This is a genomic window from Micromonospora sp. NPDC050784, assembly GCF_044456765.1.
In the GTDB taxonomy this organism is placed as follows: Bacteria; Actinomycetota; Actinomycetes; order Mycobacteriales; family Micromonosporaceae; genus Micromonospora; species Micromonospora foliorum.
In genome coordinates this window covers 15,409-33,491 of sequence record NZ_JBITGG010000017.1, presented here as the reverse complement: position 1 = coordinate 33,491, position 18,083 = coordinate 15,409, and the positions used below count along the sequence as shown (strand labels likewise).

General features: G+C 70.6%; 14 protein-coding genes. 9 read left to right on the top strand and 5 right to left on the bottom strand.

Going from position 1 to position 18,083, the window contains the following annotated elements; translation table 11 throughout:
* The first annotated feature begins 11 nt into the window (after positions 1-11).
* From ACIBD9_RS22505 to ACIBD9_RS22480, 6 genes are read left to right on the top strand one after another with little or no spacing between them, the layout of a single operon-like run.
* Positions 12-1,016 carry an ABC transporter substrate-binding protein gene (locus ACIBD9_RS22505; protein ID WP_396720466.1) on the top strand — a complete coding sequence of 335 codons (1,005 nt, stop codon included), beginning with the start codon at positions 12-14 and terminating at the stop codon, positions 1,014-1,016.
* Between the two features lie 43 nt (positions 1,017-1,059).
* A complete protein-coding gene (locus tag ACIBD9_RS22500; RefSeq protein WP_387166822.1) occupies positions 1,060-1,815 on the top strand; it encodes an ABC transporter ATP-binding protein in 756 nt (251 codons plus the stop codon).
* Between the two features lie 38 nt (positions 1,816-1,853).
* Positions 1,854-3,005: a Gfo/Idh/MocA family protein gene (locus ACIBD9_RS22495; protein ID WP_396720464.1), complete on the top strand. Its 1,152-nt coding sequence runs from the start codon at positions 1,854-1,856 to the stop codon at positions 3,003-3,005.
* Between the two features lie 55 nt (positions 3,006-3,060).
* On the top strand, positions 3,061-4,212 hold the full coding sequence (locus tag ACIBD9_RS22490) for a dihydrodipicolinate synthase family protein (RefSeq protein WP_396720462.1): 1,152 nt from the start codon (positions 3,061-3,063) through the stop codon (positions 4,210-4,212).
* 56 nt (positions 4,213-4,268) lie between these two features.
* On the top strand, positions 4,269-5,072 hold the full coding sequence (locus ACIBD9_RS22485; RefSeq protein ID WP_396720460.1) for a sugar phosphate isomerase/epimerase family protein: 804 nt from the start codon (positions 4,269-4,271) through the stop codon (positions 5,070-5,072).
* Positions 5,065-6,228, top strand: a complete 1,164-nt coding sequence (locus ACIBD9_RS22480; RefSeq protein ID WP_396720459.1) for a hypothetical protein — start codon at positions 5,065-5,067, stop codon at positions 6,226-6,228. Before ACIBD9_RS22485 ends, ACIBD9_RS22480 begins: the two co-directional genes overlap by 8 nt.
* Positions 6,229-6,252: 24 nt before the next feature.
* Here the strand turns inward: ACIBD9_RS22480 and ACIBD9_RS22475 are convergent, their stop codons facing one another.
* Positions 6,253-7,812 carry an acetolactate synthase large subunit gene (locus ACIBD9_RS22475; protein ID WP_396720457.1) on the bottom strand — a complete coding sequence of 520 codons (1,560 nt, stop codon included), beginning with the start codon at positions 7,810-7,812 and terminating at the stop codon, positions 6,253-6,255.
* A 111-nt stretch (positions 7,813-7,923) separates the two neighbouring features.
* On the opposite strand from ACIBD9_RS22475, the gene ACIBD9_RS22470 reads away from it, so the two are divergent.
* Positions 7,924-8,451, top strand: coding sequence for a hypothetical protein (locus tag ACIBD9_RS22470; RefSeq protein WP_396720455.1), 528 nt, complete (start codon positions 7,924-7,926; stop codon positions 8,449-8,451).
* A 246-nt stretch (positions 8,452-8,697) separates the two neighbouring features.
* A complete protein-coding gene (locus ACIBD9_RS22465) occupies positions 8,698-11,775 on the top strand; it encodes a S8 family serine peptidase (RefSeq protein WP_396720453.1) in 3,078 nt (1,025 codons plus the stop codon).
* Between the two features lie 75 nt (positions 11,776-11,850).
* Here ACIBD9_RS22465 and ACIBD9_RS22460 read toward each other — a convergent pair whose 3' ends face one another.
* The 3 genes from ACIBD9_RS22460 to ACIBD9_RS22450 form a co-directional block, all read right to left on the bottom strand.
* Complete coding sequence (locus tag ACIBD9_RS22460) at positions 11,851-12,186, bottom strand: SDR family oxidoreductase (RefSeq protein WP_396720451.1); 336 nt, start codon at positions 12,184-12,186, stop codon at positions 11,851-11,853.
* A 91-nt stretch (positions 12,187-12,277) separates the two neighbouring features.
* On the bottom strand, positions 12,278-12,799 hold the full coding sequence (pyrE, locus tag ACIBD9_RS22455) for an orotate phosphoribosyltransferase (protein WP_396720449.1): 522 nt from the start codon (positions 12,797-12,799) through the stop codon (positions 12,278-12,280).
* 81 nt (positions 12,800-12,880) lie between these two features.
* A complete protein-coding gene (locus tag ACIBD9_RS22450) occupies positions 12,881-13,525 on the bottom strand; it encodes an alpha/beta fold hydrolase (RefSeq protein WP_396720447.1) in 645 nt (214 codons plus the stop codon).
* A 196-nt stretch (positions 13,526-13,721) separates the two neighbouring features.
* On the opposite strand from ACIBD9_RS22450, the gene ACIBD9_RS22445 reads away from it, so the two are divergent.
* Complete coding sequence (locus tag ACIBD9_RS22445; RefSeq protein ID WP_396720445.1) at positions 13,722-14,189, top strand: nuclear transport factor 2 family protein; 468 nt, start codon at positions 13,722-13,724, stop codon at positions 14,187-14,189.
* A gap of 254 nt (positions 14,190-14,443) precedes the next feature.
* Here ACIBD9_RS22445 and ACIBD9_RS22440 read toward each other — a convergent pair whose 3' ends face one another.
* Positions 14,444-17,908 carry a ThuA domain-containing protein gene (locus ACIBD9_RS22440; RefSeq protein WP_396720443.1) on the bottom strand — a complete coding sequence of 1,155 codons (3,465 nt, stop codon included), beginning with the start codon at positions 17,906-17,908 and terminating at the stop codon, positions 14,444-14,446.
* Positions 17,909-18,083: the final 175 nt, after the last annotated feature.

Here is an 18,083-nt window from a genome sequence, read left to right as displayed (position 1 = left end):
CGGAGGCACCGATGAAACGCACCGCCACCACCATCCTGGCCACCGCCGCCCTGCTCCTCGCCGCGAGCGGCTGCGGTGGGGACGACAACGCCGGCAGCACCAACGCCGACGGCAGCAAGCAGGTCACCCTCACCCTCAACTGGGTGCCCTACGGCGAGCACGCGCCCTTCTACTACGGCCTGCAGAAGGGCTACTACTCCGCCGAGGGCATCGACCTGAAGATCCTGCCCGGCAACGGCTCGGGCAACACGGTCAAGCAGGTCGCCCAGAAGCAGACCGACTTCGGCTGGGCGGACAGCCCGGTGCTGCTGAAGTCGGTGGCCAGCGGGATGCCGGTGCGCAGCCTCGGCGCGTACCTGGAGAAGGGACCCTCCTCGGTGGAGTTCTTCACCGAGGAGAACATCAAGACCCCGGCCGACCTCAAGGGCAAGACCGTCGGCGGCACTCCCGGCGACGCCCTCTACGCGACCTTCCCGGCCTGGCTGGAGAAGAACGGCCTCAAGAAGGACGACGTCAAGGTGGTCAACGTCGACGCCGCCGGCAAGATCGCCGCCCTGGCCGAGGGCAAGGTCGACGCCATCATGGGCTTCTTCCACGACCAGGCGCCCACCATCGAGAGCAAGACCGGCAAGAAGGTCGACGTGCTGCTCTTCGCCGACTACGGGATGAACCTGCTCGGCACCGGCCTGATCGCCAACACCCAAACCCTGCAGAAGGACCCGGAGTTGGTCCGCAAGTTCGTGAAGGCCACCCAGAAGTCCTGGGCCGACGCCGCCCGGGACCCGGCCGGCGCGGTGAGCGCGATGACAGCTCTGGCCGAGAACGAGCCGGCGCCCGAGGTGCTCACCAAGCAGCTCACGCTCAACATGCCGCTGATCGGCGCGGACGGCCCGCCCGGGGTGAACACCGAGGCCCAGTGGGCCGAGACCATCGACCTGATGTCCCGCTACGCCGAACTGAAGGACCCGGGCGCGCCCAACGCGTACTGGGACTCCTCGTACGCGGCGCAGGGGTGACCCGGTGACCGCCGCGCCGGCAGCCACCGGCACCGCCATCGGGATGTCCGGGCTGACCGTCCGGTTCACCACCCGACGGGCGCAGACCACCGCGTTGGACGACGTGTCGCTGGACATCGAGCCGGGCGAGTTCGTCACGATCGTCGGCCCGTCCGGCTGTGGCAAGTCCACCCTGCTGAAGATCGTCGCGGGGTTGGTCAAGCCGACCAGCGGAGAGGTGTCGCTGCTGGAACGCCCGGTGCGCGGCCCACAGAAGGAAATCGGCTTCGTCTTCCAGAAGGCCGCGTTGCTGGAGTGGCGCGGCGCCCGGGCCAACATCCTGCTCCAGGCCGAGATGCGCGGCATGGACCGGGCGCAGGCGGCCCGCCGCGCCGACGAGCTGATCGAGATGACCGGCCTGACCGGCTTCGAGAAGGCGTTGCCACACGAGCTGTCCGGCGGCATGCAGCAGCGGGTGGCGCTCTGCCGCGCGCTGCTGCACTCCCCGCCGGTGCTGCTCATGGACGAACCGTTCGGCGCGCTGGACGCGCTGACCCGCGAGCAGATGAACGCCGAACTGCACCGGATCTGGCGGGAAACCGGGACCACTGTGGTGCTGGTCACCCACTCCATCGCCGAGGCGGTCTTCCTCGGCACCCGGGTCGTGGTGATGAGCCCCCGGCCCGGCCGGATCATCCGCACCTTCCCGGTCGAGCTTCCGGCGCACCGCGACTACGCGCAGGTGATGTCGGACTCCCGCTTCGACCGGCTCGCCACCGACCTGCGTGGGTTGCTCGGCAGCGCGGCCGCCAACCACTGAGCGCGGATCGGCACGACCAGCACGACGGAAGGAACACCATGACCCGCAGGTCGATCGGCATCATCGTCAACGGCGTGACCGGACGGATGGGCTACCGGCAGCACCTCGTCCGGTCGCTGCTGGCCATCCGCGAATCCGGCGGTGTGGCGTTGGCCGACGGCACCACCATCTGGCCGGAACCGGTCCTGGTCGGGCGCAACGAGACAAAGCTCCGTGAGCTCGCCGAACGGCACGGGCTCACCGACTGGACCACCGACCTGACCTCGGCGTTGGCCCGCGACGACGTCGAGATCTACTTCGACGCGCAGGTCACCCAGCAGCGGGAGAAGGCGATCCGGCAGGCCATCGAGGCCGGCAAGCACATCTACACGGAAAAACCCCTGGCCGAGGACACCGCGGCCGCGCTCGACCTGGCCCGGGCGGCGGACGCGGCCGGCGTACGCACCGGCGTCGTACAGGACAAGCTCTTCCTGCCCGGCCTGCGCAAGCTCAAGCGCCTCATCGACGGCGGCTTCTTCGGCCGGATCCTCTCGGTGCGCGGCGAGTTCGGGTACTGGGTCTTCGAGGGCGACTGGCAGCCCGCTCAGCGGCCGTCGTGGAACTACCGCGCCGAGGACGGCGGCGGCATCGTGGTCGACATGTTCCCGCACTGGCACTACGTGCTGGAGGAGCTGTTCGGCCGCGTCACGGCGGTCTCCTGCGTGACCGCCACCCACGTGCCCGATCGGGTCGACGAGGCCGGTCACCCGTACGCGGCCACCGCCGACGACGCCGCGTACGCCACCTTCGAACTCGACGGCGGGGTGATCGCGCAGATCAACTCGTCCTGGGCCGTGCGGGTGTACCGCGATGAGCTGGTGGAGTTCCAGGTCGACGGCACCGAGGGCAGCGCGATCGCCGGCCTGCGTAACTGCCGGGTGCAGCACCGGGCGGTCACCCCCAAGCCGGTGTGGAACCCGGACCTGCCGGCCACCGAGGACTTCCGCGCCCAGTGGGCCGAGGTTCCCGACAACGAGGAGTTCGACAACGGCTTCAAGGTGCAGTGGGAGGCGTACCTGCGGCACGTGGTGGCCGGCGAGCCGTTCCGGTGGGACTTCCTGGCCGGCGCGCGCGGGGTGCAGCTCGCCGAGCTGGGGCTGCGCTCGGCCCGCGAGGGCGGTCGCGTCGAGGTGCCGGAGCTTCAGCCGTGAGCGCGAGGAGTGAGCCGGGTTTGCGAGCCCGCAGTCGCGAACGACAGGTGGCACAGTGAGCGCCGAGGTGGTGCTGCCCGGTGGACGGCGCTACCGGCTCTCCGGAGGCGGCGGCTTCGCCCGACCGGGCGCGCCGGCGACCACCCGGATCGCGTACGCCGCCGCGCACGTGGTCGCCGACCCGGGCGCGGAGAACGTGCCGGGTGCCCCGGCTGCGGTGGACTGGGACACCACCCTCGCCTTCCGGCGGCACCTGTGGTCGTACGGGCTGGGGGTCGCCGAGGCGATGGACACCGCCCAGCGGGGGATGGGGCTGGACTATCCGGCCACCCGGGAGCTGATCCGACGGAGCGCCGCCGAGGCCCGCGCGGTCGGCGGGCGAATCGTCGCCGGGGTGGGCACCGACCAGCTGCCGGTCGGCCCGGCCACCCTGACGGCGGTCACCGCCGCGTACACCGAGCAGCTCGCCGACGTCCGCGCCGCCGGGGCCCGGCCGGTGCTGATGTGCAGCCGGCACCTGGCCGCCGCCGCCCGCGGCCCGGAGGACTACCTGCGGGTGTACGACGAGCTGCTGGGCGCCGCCGACGAACCGGTGGTGCTGCACTGGTTGGGCCCGATGTTCGACCCGGCGTTGACCGGCTACTGGGGTGCTGTCGACCTGGACCTGGCCGCCGACACGGTCATCGAGCTGATCAAGGCACACCAGTCCAGGGTGGACGGCATCAAGGTGTCGCTGCTGGACGCCGACCGGGAGATCGCGCTGCGTCGCCGTCTGCCGGCCGGGGTTCGCCTCTACACCGGTGACGACTTCCACTACCCGGAGCTGATCCGGGGTGACGAGGTGGGTCACTCCGACGCGCTGCTCGGCGTGTTCGCGGCCATCGCGCCCGCCGCCGCCGCCGCGCTGGCCGCCCTCGACCGGGGGGACCTGACGGCGTACGACGAGGTCTTCGCGCCCACCGTGCCGCTGGCCCGGCACCTGTTCGCGGCGCCGACCTGGCACTACAAGACGGGGATCGTGTTCCTGGCCTGGTTGGCCGGGCACCAGGACCACTTCACGATGGTCGGTGGCGCGCAGTCCGGCCGCTCTCCGGCGCACCTGGCCACCCTGCTCACCCTGGCCGACGCGGCCGGTTTGCTGCCCGACGCCGACCTGGCCGCCGCCCGCGCCCGAGCGCTGTTCACCGTGGCGGGAGTGGAGCAATGAGCGCGAGGAGCGAGCCGGTTTTGCGAGCCCCGCAGTCGCGAGCGAAGACCAGCCCAGTGAGCCTCGCGCGCTTCTCGTTCAACCAGGCGACCGCCCAGCGCTGGCCGCTGCCCGAGGTGGTGGCCGGGTGCGTGGCGGCCGGCGTGCCGGGCATCGGCCTGTGGCGGGAGCCGGTGGCCGAGTACGGGTTGGCCCGCTCGGCGAAACTGGTCCGCGACGCCGGCCTCGCCGTCACGTCGCTGTGCCGGGGCGGGTTCTTCTCCGCCGAGGACTGGCGCGCGGAGAACCTGCGGGCCATCGAGGAGGCCGCCGCCCTCGGTGCCCCGGAGCTGGTACTGGTCTCCGGTGGGCTGCCGGCCGGCAGCCGGGACGTCGACGGCGCGCGGCGTCGGGTCGCCGACGCGATCGGCGAGCTGGCCCCGCACGCCCAGGCCGCCGGGGTACGGCTGGCCATCGAGCCGCTGCACCCGATGTTCGCCGCCGACCGGTGCGTGATCGCCACCCTCGGCCAGGCGCTGGACATCGCCGAGCGGTTCGACCCGGCGGTGGTCGGCGTGGTCGTGGACGCATACCACGTCTGGTGGGACGACACGGTGTACGCGCAGATCGCGCGGGCCGCCGACCGGATCGCCGCGTTCCAGGTCTGCGACTGGGTGACTCCGCTGCCAGAGGGGGTGCTGCTCGGCCGGGCGCTGCCCGGCGACGGCTGCATCGAGCTGCGTCGGCTGCGCGAGGCGGTGGACGCGGCGGGCTACGTCGGCCCGATCGAGGTGGAGGTCTTCTCCGCCGAGGTCTGGGCGCGTCCGGGCGCGGAGGTGCTCGACGCGGCGATCGCCGGCTACCTGCGCCACGTTGTCTGACGTTCCCGAACGGCGGTGGCCGGCGGCGGTCGGCGCCTGGCTGGGCATCGGCACCGCACCCGCCACCCTGGTGCTCGGCGCGGCGATGGCCGCCCGGCACGGCGGCGCGGTGCCGGTGGCCGGGCTGCTGGTCGGCGGCACGCTGATGGCGGGCCTGCTCTGGGGGCAGGGCCGGATCGGGCTGCGCCGGCCGCTCGGCGACGGCGGGACCTTGACCGCGGTGCTGCCCGCGTACCTGGGGGACACCTCGCGGCTGCTGCTGGCGGCGGTGCTGGCCGTGTCGATGGTCGGTTGGAACGGGTTCAACGTCGGGCTCGGCGGGGCCTCGCTGGCCGCGCTCACCCACCTGCCCGGCTGGGCCGGGCCGGCGCTGCTGGAGGTGGCGGTCCTCGCCGTCTCCTGGGCGCCGGCCCGGCTCCGCAACCGGGTCGCGGTGGTCACCACGCTCAGCGCGGTGGTGCTGGTCGGCTGGTGCCTGACGGTCCTGCCACCACCCGGTGCGCCGGTCCGCCTCGCCGGCGGCGGGCTCGCCGACGCCGCCGCCCTGATCGGGTACGCGGCCGTGTTCGCGCTGCGCGCACCGGACTTCAGCGTGGGCCTCGCCCGGCGGCGGGACCTGGCCTGGTGCGTGGGGCTGCTGATCGGGCCGGCGCTGCTCGGGGTGCTCGCCGGCGCCGGCCTGTGGCTGCGGACCGGTTCGGCCGACGTGGTCGCGCTGCTCGCCACCGGATCGGGTCTGGCCGCGTACGCGAATCTGTTCGTCGCGGTGGCGGTCTTCGCGGCGGCGCTGACCACCACGTACTCCGGCTCCCTGGCCTTGCGTGGCCTGGCTCCCCGCCTGCCGGCGCGGGCGGCGATGCTGCTCGTCGCGGTGCTCGGCGGTCTGCTGGCAGTGGCGCGGTTCGACCGTCTGGTGCTGCCCTGGCTGACCCTGCTGGCCGCCGCGTTGCCGGTGCTGGTGGTGCCGATGGCCGTGGAAGCGGCGGCCCGTCGGCGCGGTCGCGCCCCGCGTACGGTGCCCGCCTGGTGCTGGGTGCCGCCGGCGCTGCTCGCGGTGGCCTGCACGCTCGCCGGGGTGGGCGTCGCCCCGCTGCTCGGGCTGGCCCTGGTCGCAGGCTGCACGGTGCTCTGGCGCCGCCGAGGAGACGCCGCCTAGGGCACGCGGCCGGGGCGAGGCCGGTTAGGCCGCAGCGGGAATGGTGGCGTCGATGAGGTGCGGGCCGGTCCGGGTCAGCGCCTCGGAGAACTGTTCCGCGAGTTGCTCGGCGGTGGTCGCGCGGGTGGCGGGCATCCCGAACGCGTTCGCCAGCCCGACGAAGTCGATCTGAGGGTTGGTCAGGTCGAACATCGGGTTGGTGTCGGGATCGGCGAGGCCGGGGCGGTTGCTGAAGTATCCCCACTCCTGGCGCAGGATCGCGTACGCCTGGTTGTTGAGGATCACGTTGGTGATGTTCAACTGCTCGCGTACCTGGGTCCAGAGCGCCGTGGCGGTGTACATGACGCAGCCGTCGGCCACCAGCGCCACCACCGGCCGGTCGGGTGCGGCGACGGCGGCGCCGACGGCCAGAGGCAGGCCGTCGCCCATGGCGCCACCGGTCTGCATGAGCACGTCATGCCGGGGAGCGCCGGCGGTCGCGGCGGCGAGGGCGGTGCCGGAGCTCACGGACTCGTCGATGATGATGGCCCGTTCGGGTAGCAGCGTCGCGATGACGTCGGCCCAGTTCCGCAGGGTGAGGGTGCCCGTGGGTAGGGCCGGTCGGTGCGGGTCGGTGACCTGGGCGGCCGTGTCCGGTGCCACCAGGTCGGCAAGTCGGATCAGCGCGGCGCCGGCGTCCTGGCCGACCTCGGCCAGCACGTGCGTCTGGGCGCCCTCGGGGACGAGGAGGCTCGGCTGGTCGGGGTAGGCGAAGAACGAGACCGGCGCCTTGGTGCCCGCGACGATGACGTGCCGTGCGCCGTGCAGTTGGTCGAGCACCTGGTCGGGATAGAAGCCGAGCCGGGGGAACGCGGGCAGACCCGCCCCTCGTTCGACCCGGTTGGAGTAGAGCTCCTGGAAGACCCGGGCACCGGTCGCCGCGGCGATGCGGCCCGCGGCCAGCAGGCCCGCCTCCCGCAGGGCCGATCCGCCGATCACCAGTGCGGTCGTGTCGCCGCTCCGAAGAGCCTCCGCGACCTGCGTGATGACCTGCTGGTCGACGGTCGGTGCCGGCCGGGGCCGCACGGGCGCACCGGCCGCGCCTCCGTCGGACCAGGACACGTCCGCGGGCATGATCACGGTGGCGATCTGCCCGGGTGGCTCCAGGGCGGCGGCGAGGGTGGCCGCGGCGTCCGGGCCTGCGCCGGCCGCGTCCTCGGGGCGGCGGACGGGACCGCGCAACCATCCGGCAAGGGCGGCGATGTCGGAGTTCAACGGTGGGTCGAACGCGGTGTGGAACGTCGCGTGGTCCCCGACGATGTTCACCACCGGTGAGTTGGCGCGGCGGCTGTTGTGCAGGTTCGTCAGGCCGTACGCGAGCCCGGGCCCGAGGTGCAGCAGGGTCGCGGCGGGCTTGCCCGCGATCCGGGCGTAACCGTCGGCCGCACCGGTGACGACGCCCTCGAAGAGAGCGAGGACGCCGTGCAGCTCGGGAACCGCCTGCAGCGCTCCGACCAGGTGTAGCTCCGTGGTGCCGGGGTTGGTGAAGAGCACCTCGACCCCGCCGTCGACAAGTGTCCGCAGCAGTGCTTCCGCGCCGTTCACACACGTCACCCCATCGGCGATCTGATCAGCAGTGATTTGATACTAAGCTCGCATTTCGGACCACTGCTGCTAGGTTCCGGTAAATAGCCCGGTAGGTGAGGAGGGGATCCGATGGGACGCGGATGGGCCGAGCGGGGCTACCACGCCCGGTGTCTGGACATCAGCATCGATCGCTCCTTCGACGACTTCCGGCGGCACTACGAGCAGGCCGTCCCGGCCTACGACGCGACGGCGTTCAACGCGCTGGTGGCCCGCAACGCACCCTGGGACGATGTCCTCGCCCTCATGCGCGACCGGGCGCCGCACGACTTCCTCATCTACTGGAGCAGCGGCGACCTGCGACCGATGATGAACCTCGCGGGCGACCCCACGCACTGCGTCGAATACCTGATGGGTAACCACACCACGGCTGAGCGGATGTTCCGCCACGACCCGGCGGCCATGCTGTACGCGCCGCTGCGCACGTTGATCTGCGACGGGCCCGACGGTGGAGCACGGTTCATCATCGAGCAACCCAGTCGCGCGTTCGGCTCGCTGGGAGTGGACGCGATCCACGAGGTGGGCCTGGAACTCGACCGTGAGGTCGCCGCCCTCCTGACGCACCTCGGGGTGCCCGTGCCGGCGGGTCTGTCCGACTAGGTCAGCGGTTCGCGCCAAAGTACCCGCTGCTCGGGCTGGCCCTGGCTGGGGTGTCCGCCCTGCTCTGGTGGCCTCTGGAAAAAGTGATCTAGGCGCGGCCGGCAGAACGTGATCTTATACGCACCGGCGATCCGTAACACCGTGCAAACCATCGAGCAACCATCGGCGGCTTAGGTGGGGGAGCGCTCCCATGAGCGGATCGCGATCGAAGAAAAGCTCCACAAGGGAGCAACCGAAAGGAGCCTCGTGGCTACAGGCACGAGCGGAAACAGGCTGCGAAGACTAGCGATACCTACGCTGGTCGTCGCCCTGATCACCGGTACCACCGGTGTCGCGGGAACGGCGTCGGCGGCACCCGCGGGTTCGCCGGGTAACGGCAGTGGCGCCGGTTACTTCACCGTCGGGTCCGACCGTAAGGTCACCCTGACCGACGGGGCCGACCGCCGACCCGGCGGCAACCATGCGGCCACGCCGAAGGCAGCCGTCGACGAGACCGGCTCCGGCATGTACGTCGTCGAGTTGGCCGAGGACCCGCTGACCACGTACACCGGTGGGGTGTCCGGTCTGGCCCGGACCCGCCCGGCGGCGGGCAACCGGCTGGACGTGACGTCGGCGCCGTCGCAGGCGTACCGCCGGCACCTCGACACGCAGCGGGCCGCCGTCGCCGTCGCTGCCGGGGTCACGGTCAACGCGGTCTACACCACCGCCTTCAACGGGTTCTCGGCGAAGCTGACCTCCCAGCAGGTGAGCACGTTGCGGGCGGACAAGCGCGTCCGCGCCGTCACCGCCTCGCGGGCCCTCGGCACCCCCTCGGCGCCGCCCACCGCGACCACGGCGACCGCCCCCACTCCGACGCCTGCCAGCCCGGGCGGAGCGGACGAGTCGGCGCCGACGGACCGCTCCGGCCGGCCGGCCAAGCCCGGCCCCGGCACGGGCGCGGGCGCGGGCATGGTGATTGGCATCCTGGACACCGGCATCTGGCCAGAGAGCGCGTCGTTCGCCAAGAAGATGCCCGCTCCGGCGAACTGGCACGGCACCTGCCAGACCGGTGTGGCCTTCGTTGCCGAGCACTGCAACGGCAAGATCGTCGGGGCCCGCTACTTCGCCGACTCGTGGCTCGCCGGTGGTGGCTCGGTGCCCGAGGGTGAGTTCCTGTCCCCCCGCGACGCTGCCGGGCACGGCACCCACACCGCCTCCACGGCGGCCGGCCTGCCGATCTCGAACGTCACGATCGACGGTCGCCGCTTCGGTCCCGTCTCCGGGGTGGCGCCGGATGCTCAGATCGCCGTCTACAAGGTGCTCTGGGGTGGCATGGGCTACGACGCCGACATCATCGCCGGCATCGACGCGGCAGTCGCCGACGGCGTGCAGGTGCTGAACTTCTCGATCGGCTCGCAGCTCGGCGACTGGGAGGCCAACACCCCCATCGGCATCGCCTTCCTCAACGCCACCCTGTCCGGGGTGTTCGTGGCGGCGTCGGCGGGAAACACCGGCATCGTGAGCGGGGCCATCAGCAACGCGGCGCCCTGGGTGACCACGGTCGGCGCGGCGGTGACGAACCTCGACGAGGCGACCATCAAGCTCGGCGACGGCACCAAGCTGGTCGGCGGCTCACTGGACGCGTTGCCCGGCGGCGACGCACGGCCGATGGTCTTCGGCGACCAGGCCGGATCGCCGGACCTGGGCGCGGTGTACTGCGAGCCGGGCAGCCTCGACCCCGCCAAGATCAAGGACAAGGTGGTTGCCTGCGCGCTGTCCGACACCTTCGCTTCTGCCGCCGAGGTGAAGGAGAAGGGCGGGGCGGCCATGGTGCTGTTCGACCCGGTCGGCAACTACCGGGTCAACTCCATCTACAACTTCCCCGTGGTCTACCTGCCGACGGAGAAGCAGGCCGGCACGCTGTTCAACTACCTGATGCGCCACCCCACCGACGCGAAGGCGTCCGTGCGCACCGGCGGTGACGGTTCCAGCGTCCCCGGCGTACCCAGCGTCGCCGACTTCTCCTCCACCGGCCCGGACAAGGTGACCTACGGCGTCTTCAAGCCGGACCTGGTCGCCCCGGGGTCGGACATCATCGCCGCGGTCTCACCGGCGGGCAACTTCGGGCGACAGTACGACGCGTACTCCGGCACCTCGATGGCCTCGCCGTACGTGGCTGGCGCGGCAGCGATCCTGCACGCCACGCACCCGGACTGGTCGCCGGGCAGGATCGCCTCGGCGCTGCGGACCACCGCCACGGACACCGTTGGCACCAGCAACCCACTGGACCAGGGCAGCGGCTTCATCAACCTGACCGGGGCCACCGACCCGGGGCTGGTCATCGAGCCGACGCCGGCGGAACTGATCAAGTTCAGCGAGACGGCCACGCCCGACGGCAAGGAACTCAACCTGCCGGCCATCTCGTTGCGCGAGTACGACGGGACCCACCCGGTGACCCTCACCCGCACCCTGACCAATGTGGGCAAGGCCCGGGAAACCTACCGGTCGTCGGTGTCCGGCCTGACCGGCATGAAGGTCAGCGTCACACCGGCGTCGGTGACGCTGGCACCCGGCAAGTCCGCGACGGTGACCATCACCGTGCGTCGGGGCAGCGCTCCCTGGGACCGGTACGTGACCGGGTCCATCACCTGGCACGGCAGGGCCCACACCGCCCGCATCCCGGTCGCTGCCCGTCCGTGGGGGATCACGGCCCGGCCGTACGGTGACGACGGGGAGGAGTTCGGCCGGATGGCCAACGGCGCCTCCGGTCTGGTCCAGCCGGGCTTCACCGGGCCGCTCGCCGGTCGCAGCACCGGTTACACGCCGATGCAGCGGGAGTCGTACTCGATTCCGGCCGGCGTCTACGGCGGGGTGTTCGACCCGAAGGCGTCCGGCGTGAAGAAGGTTGACTTCACCGTGCCAGCGAACACTGCCGGGATCGTCGTCGAAGCCAACACTGACGACCCGAACACGAACCTCGATCTCTACCTGTACAAGGGCGACACCCTGATCTACAGCAGTGACAGGTTCTGGACGAGCGCGGAGCAGGCGTACAAGTTCCTGCCCGAGCCAGGGCGCTACACCGCCTACGTGTTCGCACAGTACCCCGGTGGGCCCGTCGTCGACTTCGAGCTGGGCCACGCCATCATCGGCCGTAACGCCACGTATGCGGGTGCCGCGCTGACGTTGCCCTCCACGGCGGAGCGCGGTCAGGGCTTCAACTTCACGCTGAAGCCGAAGAAGCCGCTGGCCGAGGGTGACTTCTGGGCGTACACCGAGTACAGCACCAACGGCACGGTGGTCCCCGGGAACCTCGTCTACACCCAACAGAGTTCCTGGCAGTAATCGTTCAACCGGGCGTGGGGCGGTGCCGACGTGCACCGCCCCACCGTCGCTTCGCCACCGACGGCATCTCGGCGACTATCGGTCGTACCTCCCACCGTCCATCCGGAGGGTGGCGCCGGTCAGGTAGCCGGAGATCGGGCTGGCGAGATAGGCGACGAGGTTGGCGTACTCGCGGGGCTTCCCGATGCGGCCGACGTCGGTGCCAGCGCGAATCGGGGCAGCGTTGCGCTCGACCTCCTCCCACGTCTCACCCCACCCGTTCTCGCGGCCGAGTTCCGTGAGGCACTTGCGGGTAGTGGGGACCAGGATGGTGCCGGCCGCGATAGCGTTCGAGGTCACTCCCGTGTGCTTGAGGTCACGGGACAACGACCGGGCGAGGTTGAGCCGGGCGGCGTTGCTGGCTGCGTCCACGGGTGATGGCGACGTACCGATCGCTCACCCGGAGCCCTCAGTCGTACGGGCGATGGGCATGCCAGGTGTCCCCGGACCTTTCCCGACGGGGTCAGCGAGAGGACGCTTCCAGGTCGCGGCGGGTGAGGGCGGCGCGGAGATCTAACGCCTCGGCGGCCAGATTCTCACGACCGCCCTGCTCGCGGTCGATGGCGCAGACCACTGTCTCCACCTGCGCGCCGATGGACCGTAGCTGCGCGCACGATGCCAGCAGTGCTCCTCCCGTGGTGACGACGTCCTCGATCAGCACGACACGCCGCCCGTTCACCGGACCGCCCTCAGCGGCCTTGTTGGTGCCGTACTCCTTGGCGTGCTTCCGCACGAAGACTGTGGGCAGCCCCGTCAGCTGTGACATCACCGTGGCGAGAGGGATACCGCCCATCTCCATCCCCGCCAGCACATCGCACTCCGGCAGCATGGCCACCATCGCTTCGGCGACCTCGCGCAACAGATCCGGCTGCCCCTCGAAGAGGTACTTGTCGAAGTACTCCTCGCTGACCTGGCCGGATCGCAGCCGGAATCGTCCGGTGAGGTGGCAGGTGTCGTAGACGCGGCGCGCGAGTGGGTAGGTCACCTGCTCAGCCTCGCATCTCGCCTGGATCACGCAATCGTGCCCGTAGCCGGAGGTTCGGATCGTGACGGCCGAGTCCCGCCCTTAGGGCAGCGGGTACGCGCTGAGGTGGTCGGCGAGTTGCTTCGGGTGGCTGAGCGGCACCGAGTGACCGCCGTCAATCTCGTCCGGGACGACGCCGAGCCGGTCGGCGGCAACCCGGCGCTGGAAGTCCGCAGGGAAGAACCGGTCCTCGCGGGCGAGGAGCACCGTCGTCGGTACGTCTGGCCAGGAGTCCAGGGGCCACGGCTCGTCGCCCTCCGCGCTGACCTGGTCCCGACTGTGTGATGCTGCCTCGGCGACGACCTCGGCCGGGACACCGTTGTAGAACTGCTGCTCCTCACTGAGCCCTTCGGCGCCGCGGTAACCGGTGTTGGCCCACCAGTCACCGGGTCGCTCACCAGGCTTGGGGACCATGGGTGTGAGCAGGACGAGCAGCCGCACCGGCAGCTTGTCGGCAATGAGCGGCGCGGTGAACGCACCGTACGAGTGCCCGACAACCACGAGGTCGCTCCGGTCGCCGATCGCGTTGACAACCGTCTGGCAGAACTCGGCGAACCCGGCGGAGCTGTCCTCGATCGGCAGCTCCGGTACGACCACGTCGTGGCCGCGGCTGGTCAGCTCGGGGACGAGGAGATGCCAGTCCCAGGCGCTGCCCCCGCCGCCGTGGATCAGAACGAAGGTCGCCATGCCCCGAAGCCTCACACACGGGTACGACAAGCGCCTCCGTCGATGACGATGCACTGGATACGGACGACGAAGGCGCTTCGGGTCAGTCACATCGAGGCTGAGGTCAGTAGGGTGCCGTCGATGGGGTACGGGCCACCCCGGAGATAGTCCTCGGCGTGGCTCAGGCGGCATCTACCGATTGCGAAGGAAGCCCGGCATGAGCAGCCCACGAGAAACTTTCCTCCGACTGGTGAACGGTGTTTGCGACGGTCCGTACGAGGACTTGGCCGACCTGTACGCCGAACAAACCCATGTCACGCATCCGTTCCACCCGCTCAACCCGCCGCCGCTGCGTAGCCGCAACGAACTGCACGAGCACTTCACCGCGCCGCCTCCGGTCGCCCGGACGCTGGTCCGTAAGCCAGTCGACGTGACGATTCATGAGACTGCGGACCCGGAGGTGATTGTCGCCGAGTTCGCCTATCAGGGGCGGGTAGCCGAGACAGGTGAGGCATTCACGGTGCCCTGCGTCTTCGTGATGCGTATCCGCAATGGGCTCATCGTCGAGTCCCGAGACTACATTGACCCCATCGCCAGCGCGCGGGCTTGGGGTCAACTCGACAGCCTCTTGACCGCACTCCGTCCGCAAGAGAGCACCACCACCGAGGGCACCGCCCGGCTCTGATTCGTGCCCGACGCCCTGCTCACGCATCTGCTGCGGCCGCACACCGCCCCGTCGGCTGCCGGCATGTCGGTGGGCACAGGATCGGCACCCAGACCAGCGCGAGCCTGGCACAGGCAACCCAGATGACGGCGCGTGGACGCGGCGAGGTGACGCGCTCCTCGGCGACTGATGACTGCGCCGAGGAACTCTGGGATCTGGGCGATCCGCTCGGTAGTGCCGACGGGCGGGACGCTCCCGCCCGCCGGCGACCGGGGTCAGCTGACCGTGATGGTCAGGTTGAGCGAGCGGGTCTCCCCGCTGGTGTAGGTGACCGTCACCCGGGCGGTGAAGGTCCCCTTGCGGCTGTAGGTGTGGGCGGTCGACCGCAATGTCGCCCCGTGCGTGATGGCGCTGTTGTCACCGAAGTCCCACGCGTAGTCGGTGATGCTCTGCCCGGACGGCGCCGTCGCCGTCGCGGTGAGCGTGGTGGTCAGGGGCGCGGTGCCACCGGTCGGGTTGGCGGCCAGGGACAGCGTCCCGCCCGGTTCCTGCTTGACCCCGGCACCGTTGAACCGCAGCCAGTCCAGGGCGAGCAGGTCCGGGGTGCCATTGACCTGGGCGGCGTTGACGAACTTCGCGTACAGGGTGGTCGTGCCGGCGGGCTTGTTGGTAAGCGTGACGGTGGGGGAGACGAGGTTGTCCCAGCCGCCGGTCGAGGCGATGGTGGCCGTACCGATGAGCGTGCCGGTGGGCGAGCCGGTGCGCAGCTCGATGGTGCCGCCGAGACCGCCGTTGGTCACCCCGAGCGTCACCGAGCCGACGTTGCGCAGGTCCGCCGGCCCGAACGCCACCCAGTCGTTGTGGTCGACCTCGCCGAGCCGCTTGCCGGCGCGGGCGGTGGCCCGGTCGTTGACCGTGACGCCGGACTGGGCGCTGAAGTGCTCGGCCTCCTTGCTCTTGGGCTGCAACTGGACGCGGGTCGAGCCGGTCAGCGCCGGTACGCCACCGGCCGCGCCGCCGTCGGTGTACTGCGCGGTGATCAGGGTGTAGAGGTTCTGCCCCGGCCCGTGGCCGTCACCGGCGTCCGCCTCGGTGGCGAGCATCCCGGAGCAGCCGGTGTAGACGTCCAGCGGGTGGGCGTGCGAGTCGTGGCCGAGCTGCGTCTGCACGGTCACCTTGGCGCAGTCGATGGTGGTCTCCTCCGGGTCGGTGACCGTCACCGTGTACGGGATCTTGTCGCCGAAGTCGAAGAACCCACCGTCGGGCACGCTGATGGTCACGGTCGGTCGGGTGTTGCCGACCACCACGTCGGTGACCGCGGTGGCGGTCAACCCGTTGCCGCTGTTGCGCACGGTCAGTCGGGCGGTGTGCTTGCCGGCCGTCGAGTAGGTGTAGCTCGGGTTGGCGGCGGTGGAGTCGGTGCTGCCGTCGTTGGTGAAGTCCCAGGCGTAGCTGAGCGCTGACCCGTCACCGGCGGACGACCCGGCGGAGGAGAACGTCACCGCGAGTGGCGTACGTCCGGTGTCCGGAGTGGCGGCGATCTTCGCGGTCGGTGGCCGGCCGTTGGCGACGTAGTCGATCCGGTAGATGCCCGCGCCGGCGTTGCTGCCGCCGCGACCGCTGCCGGTGCCCTCACCGAAGTCGATGACGTAGAGCGAACCGTCCGGGCCGAACTCCGCCTCGAAGGGCTGGATCCAGCTCATGTTGTCGAAGATCCCGTTGATCGACTGCAGGTCACCCACCGCGGTCGGGCCGAAGCGCGCGTTGTTGAAGGTCTGCGCCGTCTTGTGGATGGAGAGCGTCTTGAACCACCTGCGGGTCAGCTCATAGGTGATCCACTTGCCCTCGAAGTACTCGGGGAACTTCGTGGTGCGGGTGTTGGCCGGGTCGTAGTCGTAGACCGGGCCGCTCATCGGCCCGCCACCGCCGGTGCCCAGCTCGGGGAACTGGGTGGATGCGGAGTACGCGTACCAGACGAGCGCCGACTTCGCCGCCGGCAGGGTGGTGAGGCCGGTGTTGTTGGGTGAGTTGTTGACCGGTGCGGCGCAGTTGAACTTCGCCCCCGAGGTGTTGGTGGCGAAGTTGTAGTCGTTGAAGGGGATGTTGTTGCCCACGCAGTACGGCCAGCCGAAGTTGCCGGCGCTGGTGATCCGGTTGAACTCGACAGTCCCCTCCGGGCCACGGTTGGGGTCGGCGGCGCGGGCGTCCGGGCCGTAGTCCGCCACCAGCACCGCGTTGGTCTGCGGCTCGACGGTGATCCGGAACGGGTTGCGCATGCCCATCGCGTAGATCTCCGGCCGGGTCTTCGCGGTGCCGGCGGGGAAGAGGTTGCCGCTCGGCACGGTGTACGTACCGTCGGCCTGTGGGGTGATCCGCAGGATCTTGCCGCGCAGGTCGTTGGTGTTGCCGGCGGTGCCCTGGGCGTCCCAGGCCGCCCGGCCGGCGCGTTCGTCGACAGGCGTGTAGCCGCTGGAGGCGAACGGGTCGGTGTTGTCACCGATCGCCGCGTAGAGCCGTCCGGCCGCGTCCATGGCCAGGGACCCGCCCATGTGCGAGTTGGCCCGGCCCTCGCCCCGGTAGGTGGGGACGGTCAGCAGGCGTTTCTCCGAGGAGAGCGCGACGCTGTTGTTGGCGACCGTGAACCGGGACAGGTTGAGCTGTTTGAGGGTCTTGTCCGACCAGAGCAGGTAGATCCAGCCGTTGCTGACGAAGTTGCGGTCCAGGGTCATGCCGAGCAGCCCGTCGGACTGGTCGGTCATCGCCGAGGTGTACGCGAAGTCCAGCAGGGTGGTGACCTGGAGGGTGTCGGAGTTGACCACCTTCAGCGCGCCGGTGCGCTGGATGTAGTAGACCTTCCGGTCCGGGCCAACGGCCAGCTCGAAGGGGTCGGCCAGGTTCTCGGTGACCAGTCCCACGCGTTCGAAGTTGCTGGTCTTGGTGGCTGAGCAGTCACCGGCGACCGCGCCGGCCGCCCACTCGATGCCGTAGCGCAGGTGCTCCAGGAACGTCGGGGTGCTGAACTGGGAGCTGGCGTGCCCACCGGCGGTGAACCAGGACCGGCCGCCGTCGTAGCGCTGACACCAGGAGTACGCGTGGTCGACGCCCTCGTCCAGGCCGTTGATCCCGTCGCGCACCTTGATCTGGGCGAGGGTGTGCACGTTGCCGGTCGGGTTGGTCCGCCAGTTGTACCACTCCTCGCTCTGCTCCCAGAGTTCTGGCAGGTTGCGCGTCGAGGGGTGCGCCCGGTCGAGCACCTTGACCCGGCCGGGGAAGGTGCCGCCGGTGGCCGAGAAGTCGGGGTGGTAGTCGAAGATCGTGCCGACCAGGCCCTCGTACCAAGGCCAGTCGCGTTCGCTGGCCGACGCGGCGTGCAGGCCGGCCCAACCACCGCCGTTGCGGATGAACGTCTGCAACGCGGCCCGCTGGCTGGCGTTGAGCAGGTCACCCGAGGTCGGGAGGCTGTTGGTGTTGTTGAACACGAGAACGTCGAAGGTGGCGAGGTTGGCGTCGGTGAAGGCCGCCGCGTCGGTGGTGGCGACGACCTCGAAGTTGTGGGCGGCGCCGAGCTGCTGGATCGCGGCGATGCCGGCCGGGATCGAGTCGTGGTAGAAGTTGGTGATCTTGGAGAACACCAGCACTCGAAAGCGCGGGGCGGCCTCGGCGGGCAGGGCGGTGGTGGTGCTCACCACGGTGGCGATGGCGAGCAGGATCAGGCAGAACGCACGGAGGTGTCGGGGCATGGGGGCGCTCCCTGTCGGACGGTGAGGGTGCGGAAAGCGCTTTCTCGCTGCCCGCATCACGGTACTGACAGCCAGTGACGACCGTCAATAGCGCTCTGGTAAGCGGTTTCCCGCCCGGCGGCGTCCGCGCGTCGGTGGCCCCCATGAGCCCCGGGGTACGGCTTACGATGTCCTC